Below are 20,496 nucleotides of genomic sequence, written 5' to 3'. Positions count from 1 at the left end.
GAACTTTTACCTTTGCGGCTCCATTATGGCCCTTGGTTTGCTAGTTCACTTACTAGCCCACGGCTGCTTTCTGCAATGACTTACTTGGTTCGCACCAATTCTCTGCTTTCCACCACGGCCCGTTTGGGCTTGGAAAGTGTGCGCACGCTAGTCTGTGCGTTGTTGCGACGACCCTAGCCGGCTTCAACCGCCGGATGCTGGCCTGTGAGGCCAGCTTTTACCGGGCAACTCTCGTATTAGCTAGCTTATCCTAGTAGAGAGCCCGGCCGCTTAACCGATAGATTTCGGGTTTTCTGCCGCTAACTCGCTTGTCGCGAGGGCCGGTTAACTGCGTCTCTTCCCTTAAGTCTTTCCCTTTTATAATCATGACAATTCGGGTTGCAACGGCAGCAGACACGCACTATGCGGACCTGCTGTGCCAGTGGTACATCGAGTCGGCCAAGCAGCGGGGCACTGGCATCGCTAAGCGCGACCCGGAATATGTGCGCGAGAAAATGCGCCAGGGGAACTCCGTTATCGCTTTCGTGGAAGGTGAATTGGCGGGTTTCTGTTACATTGAAACCTTCGAAAGCGGTAAGTTTGTGGCTAATTCGGGCCTCGTTGTAAATACCGAATTACGCAAGCATGGCTTGGGCCGCGCTATCAAGCGCGAGGTTTTTCGGCTATCGCGCACCAAATATCCTACCGCCAAGATTTTCGGTATCACAACCAGTCTGGCCGTGATGAAAATCAACAGCGACTTGGGCTACAAGCCGGTGACTTTCTCGGAGTTGACAACCAGCGAGGACTTCTGGAAAGGCTGCAAAAGCTGCAAAAACTTCGGCATCCTCACCGAGAATGAGCGCAAAATGTGCCTCTGCACAGGCATGGTATTCGACGATGTCAACGCGCCCCTACCCGCCTCCGAAATGGATGAGGACACGTCGGGCATCGCCGAGGACCTAAAACTGCCAATTGTGGCTGCATCGCCAGCATAGCCTTGGTTAGGAATTATGGGGGTAGGGATGCCCCCGTATGCTCGCCCTCTTTCCATACATTTCACTAGTTAGTTTCTTTTAAAAACGGAGTATCGCTCTGTTTTCCATACAGATGAAGAAAAAGGCAATTGTAGCGTACAGCGGCGGCCTCGACACGTCGTACTGCGTAGTAAACCTCTCGCAGGAACATGACTTGGAGATTCACACGGTTATCGTCAATTCGGGCGGTTTTTCGGCCGAGGAATTGGTGTCTATCGAAAAGCGCGCCTACGAGTTGGGCTCGGTGAAGCACGAAGTAATTGATATTACCGAGCGCTATTACCACGACTGCCTGCGCTATCTATTGTTTGGCAATGTGTTGAAAAATGACACCTACCCCCTCTCGGTGAGTGCAGAGCGTATGTTTCAGGCGCTCGCCATTGCTGAATATGCCAAGCGCGAAAACGCCGAGTATATCGTGCACGGCAGCACCGGGGCCGGCAACGACCAGGTCCGTTTCGACGTGGCCTTCGCCGTCATTGCGCCGGATGTGGAGATTATTACGCCCATCCGCGACCAGAAATTGACGCGCCAGCAGGAAATCGACTACCTGCAAAGTCAGGGCTTCGAGATGAGTTGGGAAAAGGCCAAGTACTCCATCAATCGGGGCATTTGGGGTACCAGCGTGGGCGGCGTCGAAACGCTGACTTCGCGCCAAGCTTTACCAGAGAGCGCCTACCCTACCCAGCTTTCTAAGACCGAGCCGAGCCAGCTGGAAATCACCTTTGAAAAAGGCGAGCCAGTGGCGCTGAATGGCGAGAAAATGGGTGCCGTGGCGCTCATTCAAAAGATTAACGAATTGGCTGGTGCTTATGCCATTGGTCGCGACACGCACGTGGGCGATACCATTCTGGGTATCAAAGGCCGCGTGGGTTTTGAGGCTCCAGCGGCGCTGCTGCTCATCAAAGCGCACCACTTGCTGGAAAAGCACACGCTCTCGCGCTGGCAGCAGCTACATAAGGAGCCGGTGGCGACCTGGTACGGCACGCTGCTGCACGAGGCGCAATACCTCGACCCGGTGATGCGCGATTTTGAGGCCTTCCTCACGTCGTCTCAGGCGCACGTGTCGGGTACGGTGTTCGTAGAGTTGCGGCCTTATCACTTTGAGCTACTGGGCATTGAATCGAAATACGATATGATGCAATCGAAGGTGGCGACCTACGGCGAGGAAAACAATGCCTGGGATTCGCGCGATGCCCGTGGCTTCATCAAAATCTTCGGCAATCAACTGAAAATTCACGCTAGCCTGAACGATGAGCAAGCGTAAGGCCGGCATTGTGGGGGGCGCCGGCTATACAGCCGGCGAATTGGTGCGGCTGCTGCTGCACCATCCAGCGGTTGAAGTTGGCGCCGTGGTCAGCTCTACGCAGGCTGGGCAGCCGCTATACAGCGTGCACGACGACCTGTTGGGCGACACCGACCTTCTATTTCAGAGTGAGCTGAACGGCGATGAGGACGTGGTCTTTCTGTGTTTAGGGCACGGAAATTCCCGCGAGTTCTTGCTGAAGAATTTCCTACCCCCCACTACCAAAGTAGTAGACTTAAGCAATGACTTTCGGCTCGCCGCCGACCGGGAGGTTGTAGGTCGGCACTTCGTGTACGGCTTGCCGGAAGCCAACCGCGAGACTATTCGCACTGCCGATAGCATTGCCAATCCAGGCTGCTTTGCTACGGCTATTCAGCTAGCACTATTGCCACTGGCAGCGGCTGGGCAACTGAACGACGCAGTGCACGTGTCGGCCATCACTGGCTCGACGGGCGCAGGGCGCGGCCTGGTTGAGACGACTGGCTACACCTGGCGCACGGGCAACGTGTCAGTTTACAAAGCCTTCACGCACCAGCACTTAGGTGAGATTGGCGAGACGCTGGTGGGCTTGCATTCGGGCTTCGAAAAGGCGATTAATTTCATTCCCTACCGGGGCAACTTCACACGAGGCATCTTCGCATCAGTTTATACTACCTGCGAACTTTTAATACCAGAAGTACAAAAGCTGTACTCTGACTATTATCACGATGCGCCTTTTACAGTGATTTCGGAGAGGGAAATCCATCTGAAACAAGTAGTTAACACAAACAAGTGTATACTACACCTTGAAAAGCACGGCGACCAGCTGCTTATCACCTCGGCCCTCGATAACTTGCTGAAAGGCGCATCAGGGCAGGCCATTCAGAATATGAACCTGCTGTTTGGCTGGCCCGAAACGGCCGGCTTGCAAAGCAAAGCCTCTTTCTTTTAGCCATGAACTTATTCGACGTTTATCCGCTCGTAGATATCACGCCGGTGCGGGCGCTCGGCGCGACGCTTTGGGACGAGAACGGCCAGCAATACCTGGATTTTTACGGCGGCCACGCCGTGATTTCCATCGGCCACAGCCACCCGCACTACGTGCAGCGCGTGCAGGAGCAGGTGGCCAAAATTGGCTTTTACTCCAACTCGGTGAAAATCCCGATTCAGCAGGAGTTGGCCGCGAAGCTGGGCGAGCTGTCGGGCTACCCCGACTATACGCTGTTTCTGTGCAACTCGGGGGCCGAGGCTAACGAGAATGCGCTGAAACTGGCGTCGTTTCACACCGGCAAGAACCGTGTGGTTGCCTTCAAGGGCGCCTTTCACGGCCGTACGTCCGGCGCAGTAGCCGCCACCGACAACCCCAAAATCGTAGCGCCCTTTAATGCAGGCCATGCCGTTTCGTTTGTAGAATACGACCTGAAGGAGGTAGCTGCAGTGCTACAAGGTGGCGATGTCTGCGCGGTCATTATCGAGCCAATTCAGGGGGTAGGCGGTGTTATTCTACCCTCCGATGAGTTCTTGCAGGGCCTGTCGCTGCTCTGCGGAGCGCACAACGTGGTGCTGATTGCAGACGAGGTGCAGAGCGGCTACGGCCGGAGCGGCGAGTTTTTCGCACATCAGCACGCGGGCATTCGGCCGGGTATTATCACCACGGCCAAGGGCATGGGCAACGGCTTTCCGATTGGCGGCGTGCTAATTTCGCCAGAGTTTAAGGCGTCGTATGGCTTGCTGGGCACTACGTTTGGCGGCAACCACTTGGCTTGCGCGGCGGGCCTGGCGGTGCTCGAAGTTTTGGAACAGGAAAACCTGGTAGCGCACGCGGCCGAGCTAGGCGCGTACATCATGCAGGAGCTGCGCACCCACAGCCAGGCCTCGGTAGTGCGCGGGCGCGGGCTGATGATAGGCGTGAAGTACGATTTCCCCATCAAGGAAATCCGTGACAAGCTAATGTTTGAGCACCACATCTTCGTGGGCAATGCCAGCGACCCGAACGTACTGCGTTTGCTACCCCCCCTAAACATCACTAAGGCCGAGGCTGACCTATTTTTGCAGGCGCTATACGCGCTGGAACCGGCCAAGGTGCCGGTTGACAACACAGTGGTCGAGCAGGATTAACGCCTATCACCTATCATGCTGAGCTTGCGAAACATCTTATTACGCCAGAACAAATCGTTCAAGCCTAATAAGATATTTCGCAAGCTCAGCGTGTAAAAAAGGCTTTGTGAATTAATCGATTAGCGACAAACGGAGTAGCACTCTACTTTACACATACTCAACAAGCGTGGAAAATACGAAGCTGGTAAAACTGGTATTAGCCGACGGTACCGAAATTGAAGGCAAGTCGTTTGGGGCCTACACGGCATCGGCGGGCGAGGTCGTGTTCAGCACGGCCATGACGGGCTACCCCGAAAACCTGACCGACCCTTCCTTCCGGGGCCAGATTCTGGTGCTGACCTACCCGATGGTGGGCAACTACGGCGTGCCGATGGAGCAAATTGAGCAGGATATTTCGAGTGCGCTCGAATCGAGCCAGGTGCATATTTCGGGCCTCGTAGTGTCGTATTATTCAGAAGAATACAACCACTGGAACGCCTCGCAAAGCCTGAGCGAGTGGCTGGCCGCGCACGATATTCCGGGCATCTACGACGTGGATACCCGCTTCTTAACCAAGAAATTGCGTGAAGAAGGCGCAATGCTCGGCAAAATCGTGACGCCCGACCACGACATCCCGCTGCACGACCCCAACGAGGACAACCTCGTGGCCCAGGTGAGCGTGGACGGCGTGAAGCACTACGGCAGCGGCAAGCACAAAATCGTGCTGGTCGATTGCGGCGTGAAAAACAACATCATCCGCTGCCTGCTGGAGCGCGACGTGGAGCTAACCCGTGTGCCCTGGGACTACGATTTCAACCAGCTCGACTACGACGGCCTGTTCCTAAGCAACGGCCCCGGCGACCCCACCACCTGCGAAAAAACCATCGGCCACCTGCGCACCGCGCTGGCCGGCGACAAACCGATTTTTGGCATCTGCCTGGGCATCCAGCTCATGGGCTTGGCCTGCGGCGGCAGCACCTACAAGCTGAAATACGGCCACCGCAGCCACAACCAGCCTGTGCGCCAGCTCGGCACCAACAAGTGCTACGTGACCTCGCAAAACCACGGTTTCGCGGTGGATATGAAGAACCTGCCCGCCGAGTGGGAAGGCTTGTTTGAGAACCTGAACGACGGCACTTGCGAGGGCATCCGCCACAAAACCAAGCCGTTCTTCGCCGTGCAGTTCCACCCCGAAGCCGCCGGCGGGCCAGTGGATACCGAATATCTGTTTGACGACTTTTTGGCTTCGGTGGAGACGTATAAGAGTACCAAGTAACGTTAGAGCCCGTCCGTCATGCTGAGCGGAGCGCAGCGAAGTCGAAGCATCTCTACCGCTTCGTTGCGACCGTCCGCTCATAATTCAAAGTCTTATGCGACCAAATGACTTGCCCGAACGCTGGAAAGTCAAACTGCAAGACCATTTAATTGCAATAGGCAGTAAATACAAGACGCTTGGTTCCGGTGACTTTCCACGTGACAATGTGGTACGCATCAATTTTGAAGACGAATCAAAAGTTGAGTTCAGGTATGCGTTTATTATCAATGCTCCTGAATTGCAAGAAATATGCGTATTCACCGAGCACTGTGGCTATCACATTTTCCATTCTTATGACGAATTGAACGTTGTGATAGAAGACCCTAGCGACTCTTTGGAAAACTACTAGCATGTACGTCTACATCTTGACCAATCCGACCAAAACGACGCTATACCTCGGTGTTACCAGCGACCTCAATCGGCGGCTCTACGAGCATAGCAGTGGGCGCGGTGACGCTAACAAATTCAGCGGAAAATATCAGACGGATTTGTTAATGTATTTTGAAATATGCCTTGATGCTACGCAAGCCATAGCGCGGGAAAAGCAATTGAAAGGCTGGACGCGGCGTAAGAAAGACGCGCTGATTAATGCATTTAATCCCACTTGGGAAGCAATTGATTTAGAGACTTGGGCAGGTTGAAAGCAACGAAGCGGTAGAGATGCTTCGACTTCGCTGCGCTCCGCTCAGCATGACGATGCGGGGTTACTGCGCTACAAACGTTATTTAATTTTTACACTCGCTTCCTTCTCACTTAGAAGGCTTTAAGCAACCAATGAAAGACATCAAGAAAGTACTGGTTCTCGGCTCGGGCGCTCTAAAAATCGGCGAGGCGGGCGAATTTGACTATTCCGGTTCGCAGGCGCTGAAGGCGCTGAAGGAAGAAGGCATTACGACCATCCTGATTAACCCCAATATTGCCACGGTGCAAACGTCGGACAATATTGCCGATGATGTGTATTTTCTGCCCGTCACGCCGTATTTCGTCGAGGAAGTAATTAAGAAGGAAAAACCCGACGGCATTCTGGTGGCGTTTGGGGGGCAAACGGCGCTGAACTGCGCGGTGCAGCTCTACCGGAATAATATTTTCGAGAAGTACAACGTACGCGTGCTCGGCACGCCGGTGCAGTCGATTATCGACACCGAGGACCGGGATATTTTCATTGACAAACTCAATGAAATCGACGTAAAAACGGCCCGTAGTCGGGCCGTTACCACGATGGACGATGCCATCGCGGCGGGCCTGGAAATTGGCTTTCCGCTGATTATTCGGGCGGCGTTTGCGCTGGGTGGCCTGGGCAGCGGCTTTGCCGATAACGAGGACGAGCTGCGGGCGCTGGCCGAGCGGGCGTTTGCGACTTCGAGCCAGATTTTGGTGGAAGAGTCGCTGAAGGGCTGGAAGGAAGTGGAGTACGAAGTGGTGCGCGACTGCTATGATAACTGTATCACGGTCTGCAACATGGAGAACTTCGACCCCATCGGTATTCACACCGGCGAGAGCATCGTGGTGGCCCCGTCGCAGACGCTCAGTAACCGCGAGTACCACAAGCTGCGGCAGATTGGCATCAAGACCATTCGGCACCTGGGCATCGTGGGCGAGTGCAACATTCAGTACGCGCTCGACCCAGTGTCGGAAGATTACCGCGTGATTGAGGTGAACGCGCGCTTGTCGCGCTCGTCGGCGCTGGCCTCGAAAGCGACGGGCTACCCCCTCGCTTTTGTAGCGGCCAAGCTGGCGCTGGGCTACGGGCTGTTTGAGGTGAAAAACAGCGTGACGCAGACGACCTCCGCGCTATTTGAGCCGGCACTCGACTACGTGGTGGTGAAGCTACCGCGCTGGGACCTGGGCAAATTTGACGGCGTGACCCGGCAGATTGGTAGCAGTATGAAGAGCGTGGGTGAGGTAATGGCCATCGGGCGCTCGTTTGAAGAAGCCATTCAGAAGGGCCTGCGGATGCTGGACACCGGCCGCCGCGGCTTCGTAGCCAACCGGCCCGAAGCACCCGTGACTAATGCCCAGGTAGACAAGCTCCTGAGCGACCCTAATGAGGAGCGCATATTCGCTATCAATCAGGCGTTTGAGCTAGGATACACGGTGCAGCAAATCCACGATTTAACGAAAATCGACCTGTGGTTTTTGCAGCGCCTAAGCACTATTTTTGAAATGGGCCAGCGCCTTCTACCCCTAGGTGATGGCACGTCTGCCGATAAAGCGCTACTAGCCGAAGCCAAGAAATTAGGCTTTTCGGATATGCAGTTGGCCGCCAAGTTCTATGGCGAAAATGACTTGCGCAACAGCGAGTTGCGCGTACGTAAGCGCCGCAAGGAGCTGGGTGTTTTGCCGGTAGTGAAGCAGATTGATACCCTAGCGGCGGAGTTTCCGGCCAAGACCAACTACCTCTACCTCACCTACCACGGCACGGAGAACGACCTGGCGCCCGAAACTGAGAAGGCGGTGGCCGTGCTTGGCTCGGGCGTGTACCGCATCGGCAGCAGCGTGGAGTTTGACTGGTGCGGCGTGAACGCGGTGCAAACCGCCGCCGCCGAGGGCTACAAAACCATCGTTATCAACTACAACCCCGAAACCGTTTCGACCGACTACGACGTGAGCGACCGGCTGTATTTCGAGGAGCTGTCGTTTGAGCGGGTGATGGATATTCTGGATTTTGAGCAGCCGGGCGGGGTTATTCTCTCCACGGGCGGCCAGATTCCGAACAACCTCGCCATGCGCCTGCACCAGGAAAACGTGCCGGTGCTGGGCACCTCGCCCGAGCGCATCGACGAGGCCGAAAACCGCCACAAATTCTCGTCGATTATGGACGAGCTGGGGATTTCGCAGCCGCGCTGGAGCGAGCTTTCGACCTTGGAAGGTGTGTTTGAGTTCGTGGGCAAGGTAGGTTTCCCGGTGCTCATCCGGCCGAGCTACGTGCTTTCGGGCGCGGCGATGAACGTGGTTTCCAACAAAGAAGAACTGGAAAACTTCCTGAAAGTGGCCAAGGAAGTGAGCACCGAATACCCAGTGGTGGTATCGGAGTTCATCGAGGAAGCCAAGGAAATCGAGCTGGACGCGGTGGCCGACCACGGCGAAATCGTGAGCTACGCCATCTCGGAGCACGTCGAGTTTGCAGGCGTGCATTCGGGCGACGCCACCATGTACTACCCCCCCCAAAAGGTGTATGTGGAGACGGTGCGCCGCCTCAAGGCCATTGCCGAGAAAATCGCCAAGCGCTACGAAATCAGCGGGCCGTTCAACATCCAGTTTCTGGGCAAAAACAACGACCTGAAGGTAATCGAGTGCAACATCCGCGCCTCGCGCAGCTTCCCCTTCGTGTCGAAAGTATCGGGCAATAACCTGATTACGAAGGCCACGAAAGTACTTTTGGGCGTGCCCGTAGACCGCGACGCCAGCGAGCTGGTATACGATTCTAACTTCGTGGGTGTCAAAGCTTCGCAGTTCTCCTTCACCCGCTTGGCCGGCGCCGACCCGGTGCTGACCGTGGATATGTCCTCAACCGGCGAGGTCGGCTGCCTGGGCGACACCGCCGATGAGGCGCTGCTTAAATCGATGTTGTCGGTAGGCTACCGCATCCCCCAAAAATCGGTACTGATTTCGGGTGGCCCCATCGCCTCGAAAGTGACGCTGCTGCCGGTGGCGAAGCTGCTGGGCCAGCGCGGCTTCACGCTTTACGCCACCGAGGGCACGCACAAGTTTCTCGCCGAAAACGGCCTGGACACTACCTTACTCCACTGGCCCGACAGCCAGCAGCAGCCCAACGTGCTCGACTATCTGCGAAACAAAGAAATCGAAATGGTCATCAATATCCCAAAAAACCTGACGAAAGGCGAGTTGGATAATGACTACAAGATTCGCCGCATGGCTGTCGATTTTAGCATTCCGCTGCTGACGAATGCGCGATTGGCGAGCGCATTTATTAATGCATTCTGCGAGTTGGAAATGAGCGACTTAAAAATCAAGAGCTGGAACGAGTATAAAGCTCAGTAGCAGTCTTAAATGATAAATAACAGAACGTCATGCTGAGCTCGTTGAAGCATCTCTACCGCTTCGTTGGATTACGAACCCTAACGACACAGTAGAGATGCTTCGACAAGCTCAGCATGACGTTCTACTTTTGGCTTTATGCTACTTTAATTAAGAAATGAAGAACTTCCTCTCCTTCGCTGATGCAGGCGAATACAAGGCACTGTTGCGGCAGGCACTGGATATCAAAGCTAACCCCTACGGCTACCAGCACGTGGGCAAAAACAAAACCGTTGGTTTGATATTCTTCAACCCTAGCCTGCGCACCCGCCTTAGCAGCTTAAAAGCCGCTTACAACCTAGGTGCGCAAGCCTGGGTGCTGAACGCAGGGGCCGACTCGTGGACGCTGGAAATGGCTGACGGAGCCGTGATGAACGGCACCACGCAAGAGCATATTAAGGATGCCATCGCGGTGATGAGCCAGTATTGCGATGTACTGGGTGTGCGCACGTTTCCGACCTTAAAAGACAAGGAGGCCGACTACAGCGAGGAGGTGCTTACCAAAATTCTGCACTACGCCACGGTACCAGTTATCAGCCTGGAAAGCGCTACGCTGCACCCATTACAGTCGTTTGCTGACCTCATTACGGTGGCCGAAACGAAGAAAAAGGAGCGCGTGAAAGTGGTGCTAACCTGGGCCCCGCACGTGCGCGCCCTACCGCAGTGCGTGCCAAACTCGTTTGCCGACTGGTTTTCGGAAATCGACTGGGTGGATTTTGTCATCACCCATCCGCAAGGCTACGAGCTAGACCCAAAATTCACGAAGGGCGCGACCATCGAGTACGACCAGCGCAAGGCGCTGGAAGGGGCCGACTACGTACAGGCCAAAAACTGGAGCAGTTACCGCGACTACGGCCAAGTGCTCAGCAACGACCCGAGTTGGATGCTTACGCCCGAGCACATGGCCCGCACCAACGACGCGAAATTTATTCACTGCCTGCCCGTACGGCGCAACGTAGAAGTATCAGATGCGGTGCTCGATTCACCTAATTCACTAATCGTCCAGGAGGCGGGTAACCGGACGTTTTCGATGCAGACGGTGCTGCATGAGTTGCTGAAATAATGGCTGACCTCACTATCCGCTCTATCGCCCCTGGCGATAATGTGGCCCTGGCTCGCGTTATCCGCGACACGCTCACTGAATACGGCGCGGCCAAGCCCGGCACCGCTTACTACGACACAGCTACTGACCAGCTCTACGAGCTGTTTCAGCAGACGCCCCGTAGTGCCTATTTCGTAGCCGAACAGGAGGGCGAAATATTCGGTGGCGGCGGCATTTTCCCTACTGAAAACTTACCATCCGATACGGTAGAGCTGGTAAAGCTCTACCTGCTGCCCGCCGCTCGGGGTAGGGGCGTGGGCAAAGCGCTCATCGACCAGTGCCTGCAAGCCGCTAGCGCTGCTGGCTACACCCGCGTATATCTCGAAACCACGGAGGAATTGACGCAGGCCATTCCACTTTACGAGCGGCTGGGCTTCACCTATCTGCCGCAGGCGCTGGGCAACAGCGGCCACTTCGGCTGCCAAATTTGGATGATTAAGGCGGTTTAATAGCGGATGGGTGGCCTCGCCCGCTGGCCTATATTTATGCCCTAGCCCGCCCGCTACCTACCTGCGTGCGAGCTAGCGGTGAGCCTTGAGGGCTTGTTGCTGAAAAGAACTTATCTGATGCTGAGAAAAACTCCCAAAAACTACGGCTGCTGTTGTGGCCCCGCTCCCCGTTGAGTTGGTGAAATAAGGTCCCTAGGGCCAGTTCTTGGCGTTTTCATTTTCATAGCATGCTTTCTACCCCTGAGGTTGCGGCCCGACCTGACCTAGTTCGCGGCATTCGGCGCTGGGACTTCGTTGCCCTCATCGTCAACATTACCATCGGGGCGGGGATTTTGGGTTTGCCAGCCAAGATTTACGCGCTGGTCGGCGATTATAGCTTGGTGGCGTATGGCGTGAGCGCGGCCATTGTGGCGCTCATTATCCTGTGCTTTGCGGAGGTCAGCAGCCGGTTTAGCGGGGCGGGAGGGCCGTATTTGTACGCCCGAGAGGCGTTTGGGCGGCTGGTGGGGTTTGAGGTAGGCTGGCTGCTGTGGGTTTCGCGGCTAGCAAGCTTCGCGGCGCTCTGCAATTTATTTGTGGAATACGCGGCGTATTTCTGGCCGGCCGTGGGCAGAGGGGCCGGGCGGGCGGCATTTATGAGCGGACTCATTGCCAGCTTGTTGCTGCTCAATCTGGTGGGCGTGCGCACGGCTTCGCTGGTGAATAACCTATTTACCGTCAGCAAGCTGCTGGTATTGGTGGCGTTTACGGCGGTGGGACTGTTTTTCGTTGATTGGCACGCGTTTTCCTTCGCGGTGCGGCCTACTTACCCGAGCTTTTCGGGGGCGGTGCTGTTGCTCATTTTCACCTTTTCGGGGTTTGATGTAGCGGCCATTCCGGCGGGTGAAATTCAGCAGCCGCAGCGCAACGTGCCATTTGCGCTGTTTACGGCCATTGGTACGGTGGCCGTGCTGTTTTTGCTGGTGCAGGTGGTGTGTATCGGCACACTGCCGGGGCTGGCCACTGCTGAGCGCCCCCTGGCCGCCGCCACTGCTCAGTTTATGGGTCCAGCGGCTGCGGCGGGGGTAGCGGCCGCGGCCATGCTCACGGCCCTAGGCACTCTCAATGCATTGATGCTGACCGGCCCGCGCCTGCTGTTTGCGCTAGCCGAGCAGGGGCAAATTCCGGCAGTTTTTGGGGCTTTGCACCCACGCTTTCGCACGCCCTACGTGGCGTTGTTTGTGTCGGCGGCTCTGAAGCTGGTGCTCGCCATTTCGGGCACGTTTCTGTATGCGCTCACGCTCAGCACCATTATTCGGCTCACGTATTTTGCCCTCACCTGCGCCGCGTTGCCGGTGCTGCGCAGCCGCTACCCTAGCCGGCCCGCGCCGTTTCGGGTGTGGGGTGGCGGCGTGGTGGCGGTAGTGTGCGTGGGCCTGTGCCTGTGGCTGCTCGGTAGTAGCAAAGGCACCGAGGCGCGCGATGTGGCCGTGGCCGCCCTGGCGGGGCTAGGGCTTTATTTCTTGTTTAATTACCGCAAACCGCTGGCGGCTAGATAGACAACCACACCGCTGTTTTATAAACCATGAAAATCACGTCTGTCATGCAGAGCGCAGCGAAGCATCTCGCGTGCAGCAGTAAACCCAGACGTCAGCATGCGAGATGCTTCGCTGCGCTCTGCATGACCTGAACAATGATTTTTCAAATAGCTTTTAAAGCTGTCTTCTACCTGTCTACTTTATTCGATGCCCCTAGCCTCTCCTATTGCCTCAGTAGCTATTCGCACGCCGCAGCGCGTGGCCGAAATATCATGGTTTGATGACCTCTGCGGGGGCGACACGCAGTATTTGAGCGTGCTCGATGGCGCTTATCGTAGCTCGTGGGCGCACTGCCGCGACATCACACTAGCGGCCGAGCGGCTGGGCTATTCCAATATTCTGCTGCCTACTTCCTACACCGTGGGGCAGGATGTGATGACGTTCGCGGCTGGAATTGCTCTGCAAACGTCGCGCATCAACCTGCTCACGGCTATTCGCACTGGCGAGATTCACCCGCCCATGCTGGCCCGCGCCCTGGCCTCGCTCGACCACATGCTTGAGGGTCGGCTTACTATCAACATCATCAATTCTGACCTGCCTGGCCTACGCGAAGATGCGGGCCTGCGCTACCAGCGCTGCGCCGAAACCATCGAGATTTTGCGCCAGGCCTGGACGCAGGAGCGCATCGTGCATAAGGGCGAACTCTACCAATTCGACATGCCCTCTGACCCGGCCAAGCCTTATCAGCAAAACGGTGGGCCGCTACTCTATTTCGGTGGCACCTCGGAGGGGGCTAGGGCGGTGTGCGCGCAGTACTGCGACCTGTTTCTGATGTGGCCTGAAACCGAGGAAATGCTCTACGAAACGATGCAGGACCTAAGTGTCCGCGCCGCCCGCCACGGCCGCCAGATTGATTTTGGTTTGCGCATCCACGTTATCGTGCGCGAAACCGAGGACGAGGCCCGCGCCTACGCCCGCAAGCTCATGTCGAAATTCGACCCCGTGAAGGGCGCCGAAATCAAGAGCCGCGCCCAGGACTCGTGGTCGCTGGGCGTGCACCGCCAGAACCAGTTGCGCGAGCACGCCGACAACGAAGGCTTCGTGGAGCCATTGCTGTGGACTGATATCGGCAAGGCTCGCTCGGGCGCCGGCGGGGCCCTAGTGGGCACGCCTGACCAAATAGTGGAGAAGCTCAACCGCTACATGGACATGGGTTTCCGGGCCTTCATCTTCTCGGGCTATCCGCTGCTCGACGAGGCCGATTATTTCGCCCGCTATGTGCTGCCGCGCCTGCCCAATGTCTCGATGCCCGAGGTACAGGGGCGGCGGCCGCTGACCACGCCCGTCACGCCACTCACCACGGCGCCCCTCCGCTAGGGCTCGCACTGGCCTATTTTCCCTACCCCCAAGCGGCTATGCAACCGATACTTCCCCTCCTATTTGCGGCGATAGTGGGGATGCGCCACGCCTTCGAGCCCGACCACCTGCTGGCCATAAGCACCCTCGTAGCGCGCCACGACCGCCTACGCCCAGCCCTTAAAGACGGCCTGCTCTGGGGCCTGGGCCACACCACGATGCTCGTAGTGTTTGGCTCGCTCATCATCTTCAGCCGGGCCACGTTTTTGCAGTCGCCCTATTTCGAGGCGGCCGTGGGCGTAATGCTGATTGGCCTGGGTATCAGCCGACTGGTCGATAAGAATTCCTACCGTCCCATTCAGCTTTCCAAGCAGCGGGCGGGCTTTGCCTACACCGTAGGCCTGGTGCACGGGCTAGCCGGCAGCGGCGCGCTGGTCTTATTGGTAATGAGCGAGATACGGCAGGCTAGCTGGGCCATTGTCTACATTCTCATTTTCGGGCTAGGGTCGATGCTGGGGATGCTGGCCGCCGCTAGCCTCATGCGCCTGCCCTTCACCTCGCGTATGCGGCTGGGCCGCCGGCTGCAAGCCGGCGCGGTGGTGCTGTCGTCGGTGCTAAGCATCGGCTACGGCGGGTGGATGGTGTGGACGCACGTGTAGGCATCTGCCCTCTTAACCCGTCCGTCATGCAGAGTGTAGCGAAGCATCTCGCTCGCACCGCTACTTACTTTTCCTACATATTGTCATGCAGACCGAAGGGAAGCATCTCGCTCGCTTCGTTGATTTAGTACCCCTAGCGTCAGCACGCGAGATGCCTCCCTTCGGTCTGCATGACAATGACCTGCTTTAGTCTTACCTCCATGTACGTCTACATGCTCACCAATAATATCCGTACCGTACTCTACATCGGCGTGACAAATGACTTGGTACGGCGGCTTTCCGAGCATAGTGATGCCCTAGGCCAACGCACTAAATTCACTGGCCGCTATCAAGCCAACCTACTTGTGTACTTCGAGCTTTGCGCTGATGCTAACCAGGCCATTGCCCGCGAAAAAGAATTGAAAGGCTGGAGCCGCGCCAAAAAAGAAAAGCTACTAGCCAGCTTTAACCCAGCATGGGAAGCCATAGATTTGGAAACGTGGACTGGCGCGCCTGACTTACATTAGCCCGCTAAATACCATCCGTCATGCAGAGCGCAGCGAAGCATCTCGCGTGCTGACGCTAGGGATAATAATCCGACGTCAGCACGCGAGATGCTTCGCTGCGCTCTGCATGACCGAATATCGCCCCCTATACCCATGCACCTCGCCCCCAAAGACCTTGACAAGTTGGTATTGCACCAGGCCGGCGTAGTGGCCCAGAAGCGCTACGCCCGCGGCCTACGCCTCAATTACCCCGAGGCCGCCGCCCTGCTCGCCACCCAGCTGCTGGAGTTTATCCGTGACGGCGAATCGGTGGCCACGCTTATGGACAAGGGCAAGCAGCTCCTGGGCCTGGCCGACGTGCTGGAGGGCGTGGCCGACCTGCTGCACGAGGTGCAGGTAGAGGGCACTTTCCCCGACGGCACCAAGCTCGTGACCGTGCACCAGCCCATTTGCCGCGAGCACGGCTCGTCCGAGCTGGCCCTCTACGGCAGCGGCCTCAGCCGCACGGCCCCGGCCGCCGCGCCGGTGCCCGCCGCCGTGCCGGGCGAGTACCTGCTGGCCGACGGCGACATTATCCTGAACGAAAACCGCCCCGTTATCGAGCTGGAGGTGCTTAACCGGGGCGACCGGCCGGTGCAGGTGGGCTCGCACTACCCCTTCTTCGAAACCAACGCGGGGCTGGACTTCGACCGGGCGGCGGCCTTCGGCTACCGGCTCCACATCCCGGCCGGCACGGCGGTGCGCTTCGAGCCGGGCGAGCGCAAGCGCGTGCAGCTGGTAGCGCTGGCCGGCGAGCGCCGCGTATACGGCGGCAACGGTTGGATTGATGGCTCGCTCGATGAAGCCGGCAAGCAACAGGCGCTCGGGAAGCTGGGGTAACGCTTTACTAGTTACAAGTCATGAAAGGCATACCTATTACAGCAAGCGTATTACTCTTTTGCAGCTTATCAGTTAATGTCTGTTATGGACAGCGTCACAATAAAATATATGAGGCCACTTTCGATAGTAGCCTTAAAGCTCATGTACTAATTGATAAAGCAAGCTTTACTAAATACGTTTTAGATACAGCACGCGTATATATTACCGCCGTTGATAGTAGTGGTAGGCAACTATGGAAAACCCATCCTAGAGAAGCGAATAAACTTGAACCCTATCGCACCTCGAAACCTATAATATGGAGATTTTATTTCGATAACTTTTCACCAGACGATTATATAAGTAAGAAAGAGAAAAGAAAGAAATTGAAGAACGGTACTCTTGATAAGGGCAGAGAGGTCATTTGGATAGTTTACAATAATTCTCAACTTGGTTTTGTAGACAAACGCACTGGCGAATTCACATTATTATTTCAGTTGTAAAACCTAATCTATGTCCCTACCCCTTTCCCGGCAGGCGTATGCTGCTATGTATGGCCCGACCGTGGGCGACCGGGTGCGCCTGGGCGATACCGACCTGCTGCTGGAGGTCGAGCGCGACTACTGCGTGTACGGCGAGGAATGCAAGTTTGGCGGCGGCAAAACCCTGCGCGATGGCATGGGGCAGGCGGCCGGCATCGGGCAGGCCGACGCGCTCGACCTGCTGATTACCAACGCACTGGTGCTCGACTACACCGGCGTGTACAAGGCCGATATTGGCATCAAGGGCGGGCGCATCGTGGGCATTGGCAAGGCGGGCAACCCGCACATCATGCCCGGCGTGGACCCGCGCCTGGTGGTGGGCGTGACCACCGAAGTGGTGGCCGGCGAGGGGCACATTCTCACGGCGGGCGGCATCGACTGCCACATCCACTTCATTTGCCCGCAGCAAATAACCGAGGCGCTGGCCTCGGGCGTGACCACGATGGTGGGCGGTGGCACCGGTCCGGCCGCCGGCACCACGGCCACCACCTGCACGCCGGGCGCATTTTACATCGAACTGATGCTCAAGGCCACCGACGCTTTCCCGATGAACTTCGGGTTTTTGGGCAAGGGCAACTCTTCGAAACCCGAGGGGCTAGCCGAGCAGGTAGAGGCCGGGGCGCTGGGCTTTAAGCTGCACGAGGACTGGGGCACTACCCCGGCCACGATTGATAACTGCCTGACCATCGCCGACAAGTACGACGTGCAGGTGTGTATCCACACTGATACGCTCAACGAGAGCGGCTTCGTGGAGAACTCGGTGGCGGCCTTCAAGGGGCGCACCATTCACTCGTACCACACGGAGGGCGCGGGCGGCGGGCACGCGCCCGACATCATCAAGATTTGCGGCGAGCCCAACGTCATTCCGTCGAGCACCAACCCCACGCGGCCGTTTACGGTGAACACCATCGACGAGCACCTCGACATGCTGCTCGTGTGCCACCACCTCGACAAGAACATCCCCGAGGACGTGGCCTTTGCCGAGAGCCGCATCCGCCCCGAAACCATTGCCGCCGAAGATATTCTGCACGATATGGGCGCGCTGAGCATCATCAGCAGCGACTCGCAGGCGATGGGCCGGGTGGGCGAGGTCATCACCCGCACCTGGCAAACGGCCCACAAGATGCGCCAGCAGCGCGGCCCCCTGCCTGAAGATGCTGACGCGAAGCGCCCGAACGACAACTTCCGCGCCCGCCGCTACGTGGCCAAGTACACCATCAACCCCGCCCGCGCCCACGGCATGGCCGACGAAATCGGCTCCATCGAAATCGGTAAGCTAGCCGACTTGGTGCTCTGGAAACCGGCCCTGTTCGGCTCGCGGCCGGAGATGATACTCAAAGGCGGCGTCATCGTGCAGGCCCAGATGGGCGACCCGAATGCTTCGATTCCGACGCCGCAGCCGTCATTTTCGCGGCCCATGTTTGGGGCCTACGGCGGGGGGGTAGGGTATTGCTCGGTGGCGTTCGTGTCGGGCGCTTCGCTAGAGAAGGTGTCGTCAGAATATGGGTTGAGTAAGCGTGTGGTGGCGGTGAAGGGCTGCCGCACGGTAGCCAAGAAGGACATGGCCCTGAACGACTACCTACCTAATATTTCGGTGGACCCGGAAACGTACCGGGTGATGGTCGATGGCGTGCACCTGACGTGCGAGCCAGCGCAGACGCTGCCGCTGGCGCAGCTGTATAATCTGTTTTAACGGGTAACCTTACCCCCCACCTTCTCCTTGGGGAGAGGGGGAGCTTGGCGACTTTTAACGCAAACTCACGGTCGCTTACGGTCGGCTCCCCCTCTCCCCAAGGAGAGGGGCCCGGGGGGTGAGGTTACCCGCCCGCCGAGCTACCCTAGCAGCAATTTCAAATGCCGCTCAATATCCGCCAGCACCTCGGGCAACCGCTGCAACACCGCCGCATTGCTATAACGCACCACCAAAAACCCGCGCTCCTGCAACGCGTGCGTACGCCCGCCGTCATAATCTGCTTCTTCCGGCACCGCGTGAATTTCGCCGTCCACTTCCACCACCAACCAAGCTGGCAAGCACACAAAATCCACGATGTAGTCCTCAATGGCATGTTGGCGCCGAAAGCGCGGGCCTAGCTGATTACCCCGTAGCGCCTGCCATAGCTGTACTTCGGCCGGTGTGGGCCGTCGGCGATTTTCGCGGGCAAAGCCCTTCAGATTTTTCCACCGCTGCCGGTCGGTGGTGAAGGTATGAATAGAGCTATCGCTAGGGCCAAGGTTTGCCATGCAGGCAAGTTACACGTTTTCAACGCGCCTTGGCCGATGGCCCTGCCATCCTAGTAGTAGCGCTACTTTCGCTCTTATGCCGCACCTCGCCCGCCTGCTCCACCTTGCCGATTCGGCCTTGCCCACCGGCTCGTTCGCCTATTCTTACGGGCTGGAAAGCAGCATAACTTTTGGCCTTGTCAAGACCGAAACCGAGTTTCGCTCCTACCTCTATTCGTTTTTGCAGCAGGCGATGGGGTTTGAGATTCCTTTCGTCACGTCGGCGGCGCAGGCCACTGACGGCGACCTCCCTACCCTGCTCACCGAGTACGATGCCCAGCTACTCACGCCGGCGCTGCACCGGGCTAGCCTCACGCAGGGCAAAAACTGGCTGAAGCTGCTAGATACTTTTTACCCGGAGGCCGAGCTAGCCGAACTGGGCCGGGCGCTAGCGCGGCAGTTGCTGCCGGCGCATTTCGTGCCGCTATTTGGGCTGAGCCTGGGGAAAACCGGCTTTTCGCTGGCTGATATTCAGGCTACTTACCTACATCTTGCCTTGCGCGACCAGCTGAGCGCGGCCATTCGGCTGGGCTTTATTGGGCCGATGGCGGGGCACTTGTTGCAACACGATTTTTACGCTATTTTTGAGAGTTTACTGGATTCAGCCGATATTCGGCCTTATACCCAAGCTACTCGCTGTACCTTGCTACTCGACGTGGCCCAGATATTTCACGACGATATTTACTCGCGACTCTTTCAGAATTAACCGCTTATGGCTTTCGTTGAGAAACTGGCGCTGCTGCTGCACGGCCACAGCCACGAGGCGCTAGAGTCGCCGGGCAGCTTTGCGGAGCGCGAAACCCGCCGCCTACCCCCCTACCGCAACTTCCGCAAGCGGGCGTTTACGGTGGGTATCGGCGGGCCGGTGGGCACTGGTAAGACTGCGCTACTCAAGGCTTTATGCGAAAATTTGCGCGACGATTACCGGCTGGGCGTAGTCACCAACGACATTTTTACCCGCGAGGATGCCGAGTTTTTAATTAGCCAAAGCGCCCTCACCGCCGACCGCATCGTGGGCGTTGAAACCGGTGGCTGCCCGCACGCGGCCATTCGGGAAGACATTTCGCTAAATATGGATGCGCTCGAAGGCCTGATGCTACGCTTTGATAATCAACTAGATTACCTCTTTGTAGAAAGCGGCGGTGATAACCTAGCTGCCCATTTTAGCCGCGAGCTGGTCGATTATTCGATTTACGTGATTGATGTATCGGGCGGCGACAAAGTGCCGCGCAAAGGTGGGCCGGGCATTACGCAGGCCGACTTATTGGTTATCAATAAAATAGACTTAGCTCCAATGGTAAAAGCCGACCTCGCCGTGATGGACCGCGACTCGCGCCGCATGCGAGGCGATGGGCCATTCGTTTTCGCCCGCGCCTCCGACGGCCACAACCTGGGAGTGATTATTGACCACATTCACATGGCTAGAACGCAGGCGCTAGCCGCCGTGCGCGAAGACCGAAGATAACTGACAATCACCTGCTTACCCTCATGCGCAGGTGA

The 20,496-nt window shown here is 57.2% G+C and carries 20 protein-coding genes; 19 read left to right on the top strand and 1 reads right to left on the bottom strand.

Annotation, left to right across the window (positions count from 1 at the left end; translation table 11 throughout):
• The first annotated feature begins 365 nt into the window (after window positions 1-365).
• From GO988_RS00695 to ureC, 17 genes are all read left to right on the top strand, one after another.
• A complete protein-coding gene (locus GO988_RS00695; protein WP_198172450.1) occupies window positions 366-977 on the top strand; it encodes a GNAT family N-acetyltransferase in 612 nt (203 codons plus the stop codon).
• A gap of 112 nt (window positions 978-1,089) precedes the next feature.
• Complete coding sequence (gene argG, locus GO988_RS00690) at window positions 1,090-2,283, top strand: argininosuccinate synthase (RefSeq protein ID WP_157561616.1); 1,194 nt, start codon at window positions 1,090-1,092, stop codon at window positions 2,281-2,283.
• Entirely contained in the window at window positions 2,270-3,253 is a 984-nt protein-coding gene (gene argC, locus GO988_RS00685) for an N-acetyl-gamma-glutamyl-phosphate reductase (RefSeq protein WP_157561615.1), read from the top strand. The genes argG and argC overlap by 14 nt, the downstream gene beginning before the upstream one ends.
• Before the next feature lie 2 nt (window positions 3,254-3,255).
• Window positions 3,256-4,419 carry an aspartate aminotransferase family protein gene (locus GO988_RS00680; protein WP_157561614.1) on the top strand — a complete coding sequence of 388 codons (1,164 nt, stop codon included), beginning with the start codon at window positions 3,256-3,258 and terminating at the stop codon, window positions 4,417-4,419.
• A gap of 166 nt (window positions 4,420-4,585) precedes the next feature.
• A complete protein-coding gene (carA, locus tag GO988_RS00675) occupies window positions 4,586-5,674 on the top strand; it encodes a glutamine-hydrolyzing carbamoyl-phosphate synthase small subunit (RefSeq protein WP_317164757.1) in 1,089 nt (362 codons plus the stop codon).
• Window positions 5,675-5,768: 94 nt separating this feature from the next.
• Window positions 5,769-6,062, top strand: coding sequence for a hypothetical protein (locus GO988_RS00670; protein ID WP_157561613.1), 294 nt, complete (start codon window positions 5,769-5,771; stop codon window positions 6,060-6,062).
• Window position 6,063: 1 nt separating this feature from the next.
• A complete protein-coding gene (locus GO988_RS00665; protein WP_157561612.1) occupies window positions 6,064-6,354 on the top strand; it encodes a GIY-YIG nuclease family protein in 291 nt (96 codons plus the stop codon).
• A gap of 133 nt (window positions 6,355-6,487) precedes the next feature.
• Entirely contained in the window at window positions 6,488-9,715 is a 3,228-nt protein-coding gene (gene carB / locus GO988_RS00660) for a carbamoyl-phosphate synthase (glutamine-hydrolyzing) large subunit (RefSeq protein ID WP_157561611.1), read from the top strand.
• A gap of 154 nt (window positions 9,716-9,869) precedes the next feature.
• Entirely contained in the window at window positions 9,870-10,814 is a 945-nt protein-coding gene (locus GO988_RS00655) for an N-acetylornithine carbamoyltransferase (protein ID WP_157561610.1), read from the top strand.
• Window positions 10,814-11,302 (top strand): GNAT family N-acetyltransferase, encoded by a 489-nt coding sequence (locus GO988_RS00650; protein ID WP_157561609.1) that lies wholly within the window; start codon window positions 10,814-10,816, stop codon window positions 11,300-11,302. The genes GO988_RS00655 and GO988_RS00650 overlap by 1 nt, the downstream gene beginning before the upstream one ends.
• A gap of 227 nt (window positions 11,303-11,529) precedes the next feature.
• Complete coding sequence (locus tag GO988_RS00645; RefSeq protein WP_157561608.1) at window positions 11,530-12,840, top strand: APC family permease; 1,311 nt, start codon at window positions 11,530-11,532, stop codon at window positions 12,838-12,840.
• Between the two features lie 186 nt (window positions 12,841-13,026).
• Window positions 13,027-14,196 carry an LLM class flavin-dependent oxidoreductase gene (locus tag GO988_RS00640; RefSeq protein ID WP_157561607.1) on the top strand — a complete coding sequence of 390 codons (1,170 nt, stop codon included), beginning with the start codon at window positions 13,027-13,029 and terminating at the stop codon, window positions 14,194-14,196.
• Between the two features lie 38 nt (window positions 14,197-14,234).
• Entirely contained in the window at window positions 14,235-14,834 is a 600-nt protein-coding gene (locus GO988_RS00635; RefSeq protein ID WP_157561606.1) for a HoxN/HupN/NixA family nickel/cobalt transporter, read from the top strand.
• Between the two features lie 200 nt (window positions 14,835-15,034).
• Window positions 15,035-15,340 (top strand): GIY-YIG nuclease family protein, encoded by a 306-nt coding sequence (locus GO988_RS00630; RefSeq protein ID WP_232341326.1) that lies wholly within the window; start codon window positions 15,035-15,037, stop codon window positions 15,338-15,340.
• 132 nt (window positions 15,341-15,472) lie between these two features.
• Window positions 15,473-16,198, top strand: a complete 726-nt coding sequence (locus GO988_RS00625) for an urease subunit beta (RefSeq protein WP_157561605.1) — start codon at window positions 15,473-15,475, stop codon at window positions 16,196-16,198.
• Window positions 16,199-16,218: 20 nt separating this feature from the next.
• Window positions 16,219-16,677 carry a hypothetical protein gene (locus GO988_RS00620; protein ID WP_157561604.1) on the top strand — a complete coding sequence of 153 codons (459 nt, stop codon included), beginning with the start codon at window positions 16,219-16,221 and terminating at the stop codon, window positions 16,675-16,677.
• A gap of 10 nt (window positions 16,678-16,687) precedes the next feature.
• The gene (gene ureC, locus GO988_RS00615) at window positions 16,688-18,409 is read left to right on the top strand and encodes an urease subunit alpha (protein ID WP_157561603.1); all 1,722 of its coding nucleotides are present in this window, start codon (window positions 16,688-16,690) and stop codon (window positions 18,407-18,409) included.
• Between the two features lie 140 nt (window positions 18,410-18,549).
• Here the strand turns inward: ureC and GO988_RS00610 are convergent, their stop codons facing one another.
• The gene (locus tag GO988_RS00610) at window positions 18,550-18,957 is read right to left on the bottom strand and encodes an endonuclease domain-containing protein (protein WP_157561602.1); all 408 of its coding nucleotides are present in this window, start codon (window positions 18,955-18,957) and stop codon (window positions 18,550-18,552) included.
• Between the two features lie 76 nt (window positions 18,958-19,033).
• On the opposite strand from GO988_RS00610, the gene GO988_RS00605 reads away from it, so the two are divergent.
• Together GO988_RS00605 and ureG are read left to right on the top strand one after the other, a co-directional pair.
• Window positions 19,034-19,702 (top strand): urease accessory protein UreF, encoded by a 669-nt coding sequence (locus GO988_RS00605; RefSeq protein ID WP_198172449.1) that lies wholly within the window; start codon window positions 19,034-19,036, stop codon window positions 19,700-19,702.
• A 6-nt stretch (window positions 19,703-19,708) separates the two neighbouring features.
• The gene (ureG, locus tag GO988_RS00600; protein ID WP_157561600.1) at window positions 19,709-20,461 is read left to right on the top strand and encodes an urease accessory protein UreG; all 753 of its coding nucleotides are present in this window, start codon (window positions 19,709-19,711) and stop codon (window positions 20,459-20,461) included.
• Window positions 20,462-20,496 lie beyond the last annotated feature (35 nt).

The sequence above is a fragment of the Hymenobacter ginkgonis genome, assembly GCF_009755225.1.
Lineage (GTDB): Bacteria > Bacteroidota > Bacteroidia > Cytophagales > Hymenobacteraceae > Hymenobacter > Hymenobacter ginkgonis.
Note: the sequence above shows the minus strand (reverse complement) of the source record. Positions and strands in the feature narration are given on the sequence as shown.

Excerpts from the sequence above, each read along its gene's own strand:
- ureC (WP_157561603.1), top strand. The coding sequence starts at position 16,688 with ATGTCCCTACCCCTTTCCCGGCAGGCGTATGCTGCTATGTATGGCCCG.
- carB (WP_157561611.1), top strand. The coding sequence starts at position 6,488 with ATGAAAGACATCAAGAAAGTACTGGTTCTCGGCTCGGGCGCTCTAAAA.
- GO988_RS00620 (WP_157561604.1), top strand. The coding sequence starts at position 16,219 with ATGAAAGGCATACCTATTACAGCAAGCGTATTACTCTTTTGCAGCTTA.
- GO988_RS00680 (WP_157561614.1), top strand. The coding sequence starts at position 3,256 with ATGAACTTATTCGACGTTTATCCGCTCGTAGATATCACGCCGGTGCGG.
- argG (WP_157561616.1), top strand. The coding sequence starts at position 1,090 with ATGAAGAAAAAGGCAATTGTAGCGTACAGCGGCGGCCTCGACACGTCG.
- GO988_RS00695 (WP_198172450.1), top strand. The coding sequence starts at position 366 with ATGACAATTCGGGTTGCAACGGCAGCAGACACGCACTATGCGGACCTG.
- GO988_RS00670 (WP_157561613.1), top strand. The coding sequence starts at position 5,769 with ATGCGACCAAATGACTTGCCCGAACGCTGGAAAGTCAAACTGCAAGAC.
- GO988_RS00630 (WP_232341326.1), top strand. The coding sequence starts at position 15,035 with ATGTACGTCTACATGCTCACCAATAATATCCGTACCGTACTCTACATC.
- GO988_RS00650 (WP_157561609.1), top strand. The coding sequence starts at position 10,814 with ATGGCTGACCTCACTATCCGCTCTATCGCCCCTGGCGATAATGTGGCC.
- GO988_RS00610 (WP_157561602.1), bottom strand. The coding sequence starts at position 18,957 with ATGGCAAACCTTGGCCCTAGCGATAGCTCTATTCATACCTTCACCACC.
- GO988_RS00640 (WP_157561607.1), top strand. The coding sequence starts at position 13,027 with ATGCCCCTAGCCTCTCCTATTGCCTCAGTAGCTATTCGCACGCCGCAG.
- GO988_RS00605 (WP_198172449.1), top strand. The coding sequence starts at position 19,034 with ATGCCGCACCTCGCCCGCCTGCTCCACCTTGCCGATTCGGCCTTGCCC.
- GO988_RS00665 (WP_157561612.1), top strand. The coding sequence starts at position 6,064 with ATGTACGTCTACATCTTGACCAATCCGACCAAAACGACGCTATACCTC.
- GO988_RS00655 (WP_157561610.1), top strand. The coding sequence starts at position 9,870 with ATGAAGAACTTCCTCTCCTTCGCTGATGCAGGCGAATACAAGGCACTG.
- GO988_RS00635 (WP_157561606.1), top strand. The coding sequence starts at position 14,235 with ATGCAACCGATACTTCCCCTCCTATTTGCGGCGATAGTGGGGATGCGC.
- GO988_RS00625 (WP_157561605.1), top strand. The coding sequence starts at position 15,473 with ATGCACCTCGCCCCCAAAGACCTTGACAAGTTGGTATTGCACCAGGCC.
- ureG (WP_157561600.1), top strand. The coding sequence starts at position 19,709 with ATGGCTTTCGTTGAGAAACTGGCGCTGCTGCTGCACGGCCACAGCCAC.
- GO988_RS00645 (WP_157561608.1), top strand. The coding sequence starts at position 11,530 with ATGCTTTCTACCCCTGAGGTTGCGGCCCGACCTGACCTAGTTCGCGGC.
- argC (WP_157561615.1), top strand. The coding sequence starts at position 2,270 with ATGAGCAAGCGTAAGGCCGGCATTGTGGGGGGCGCCGGCTATACAGCC.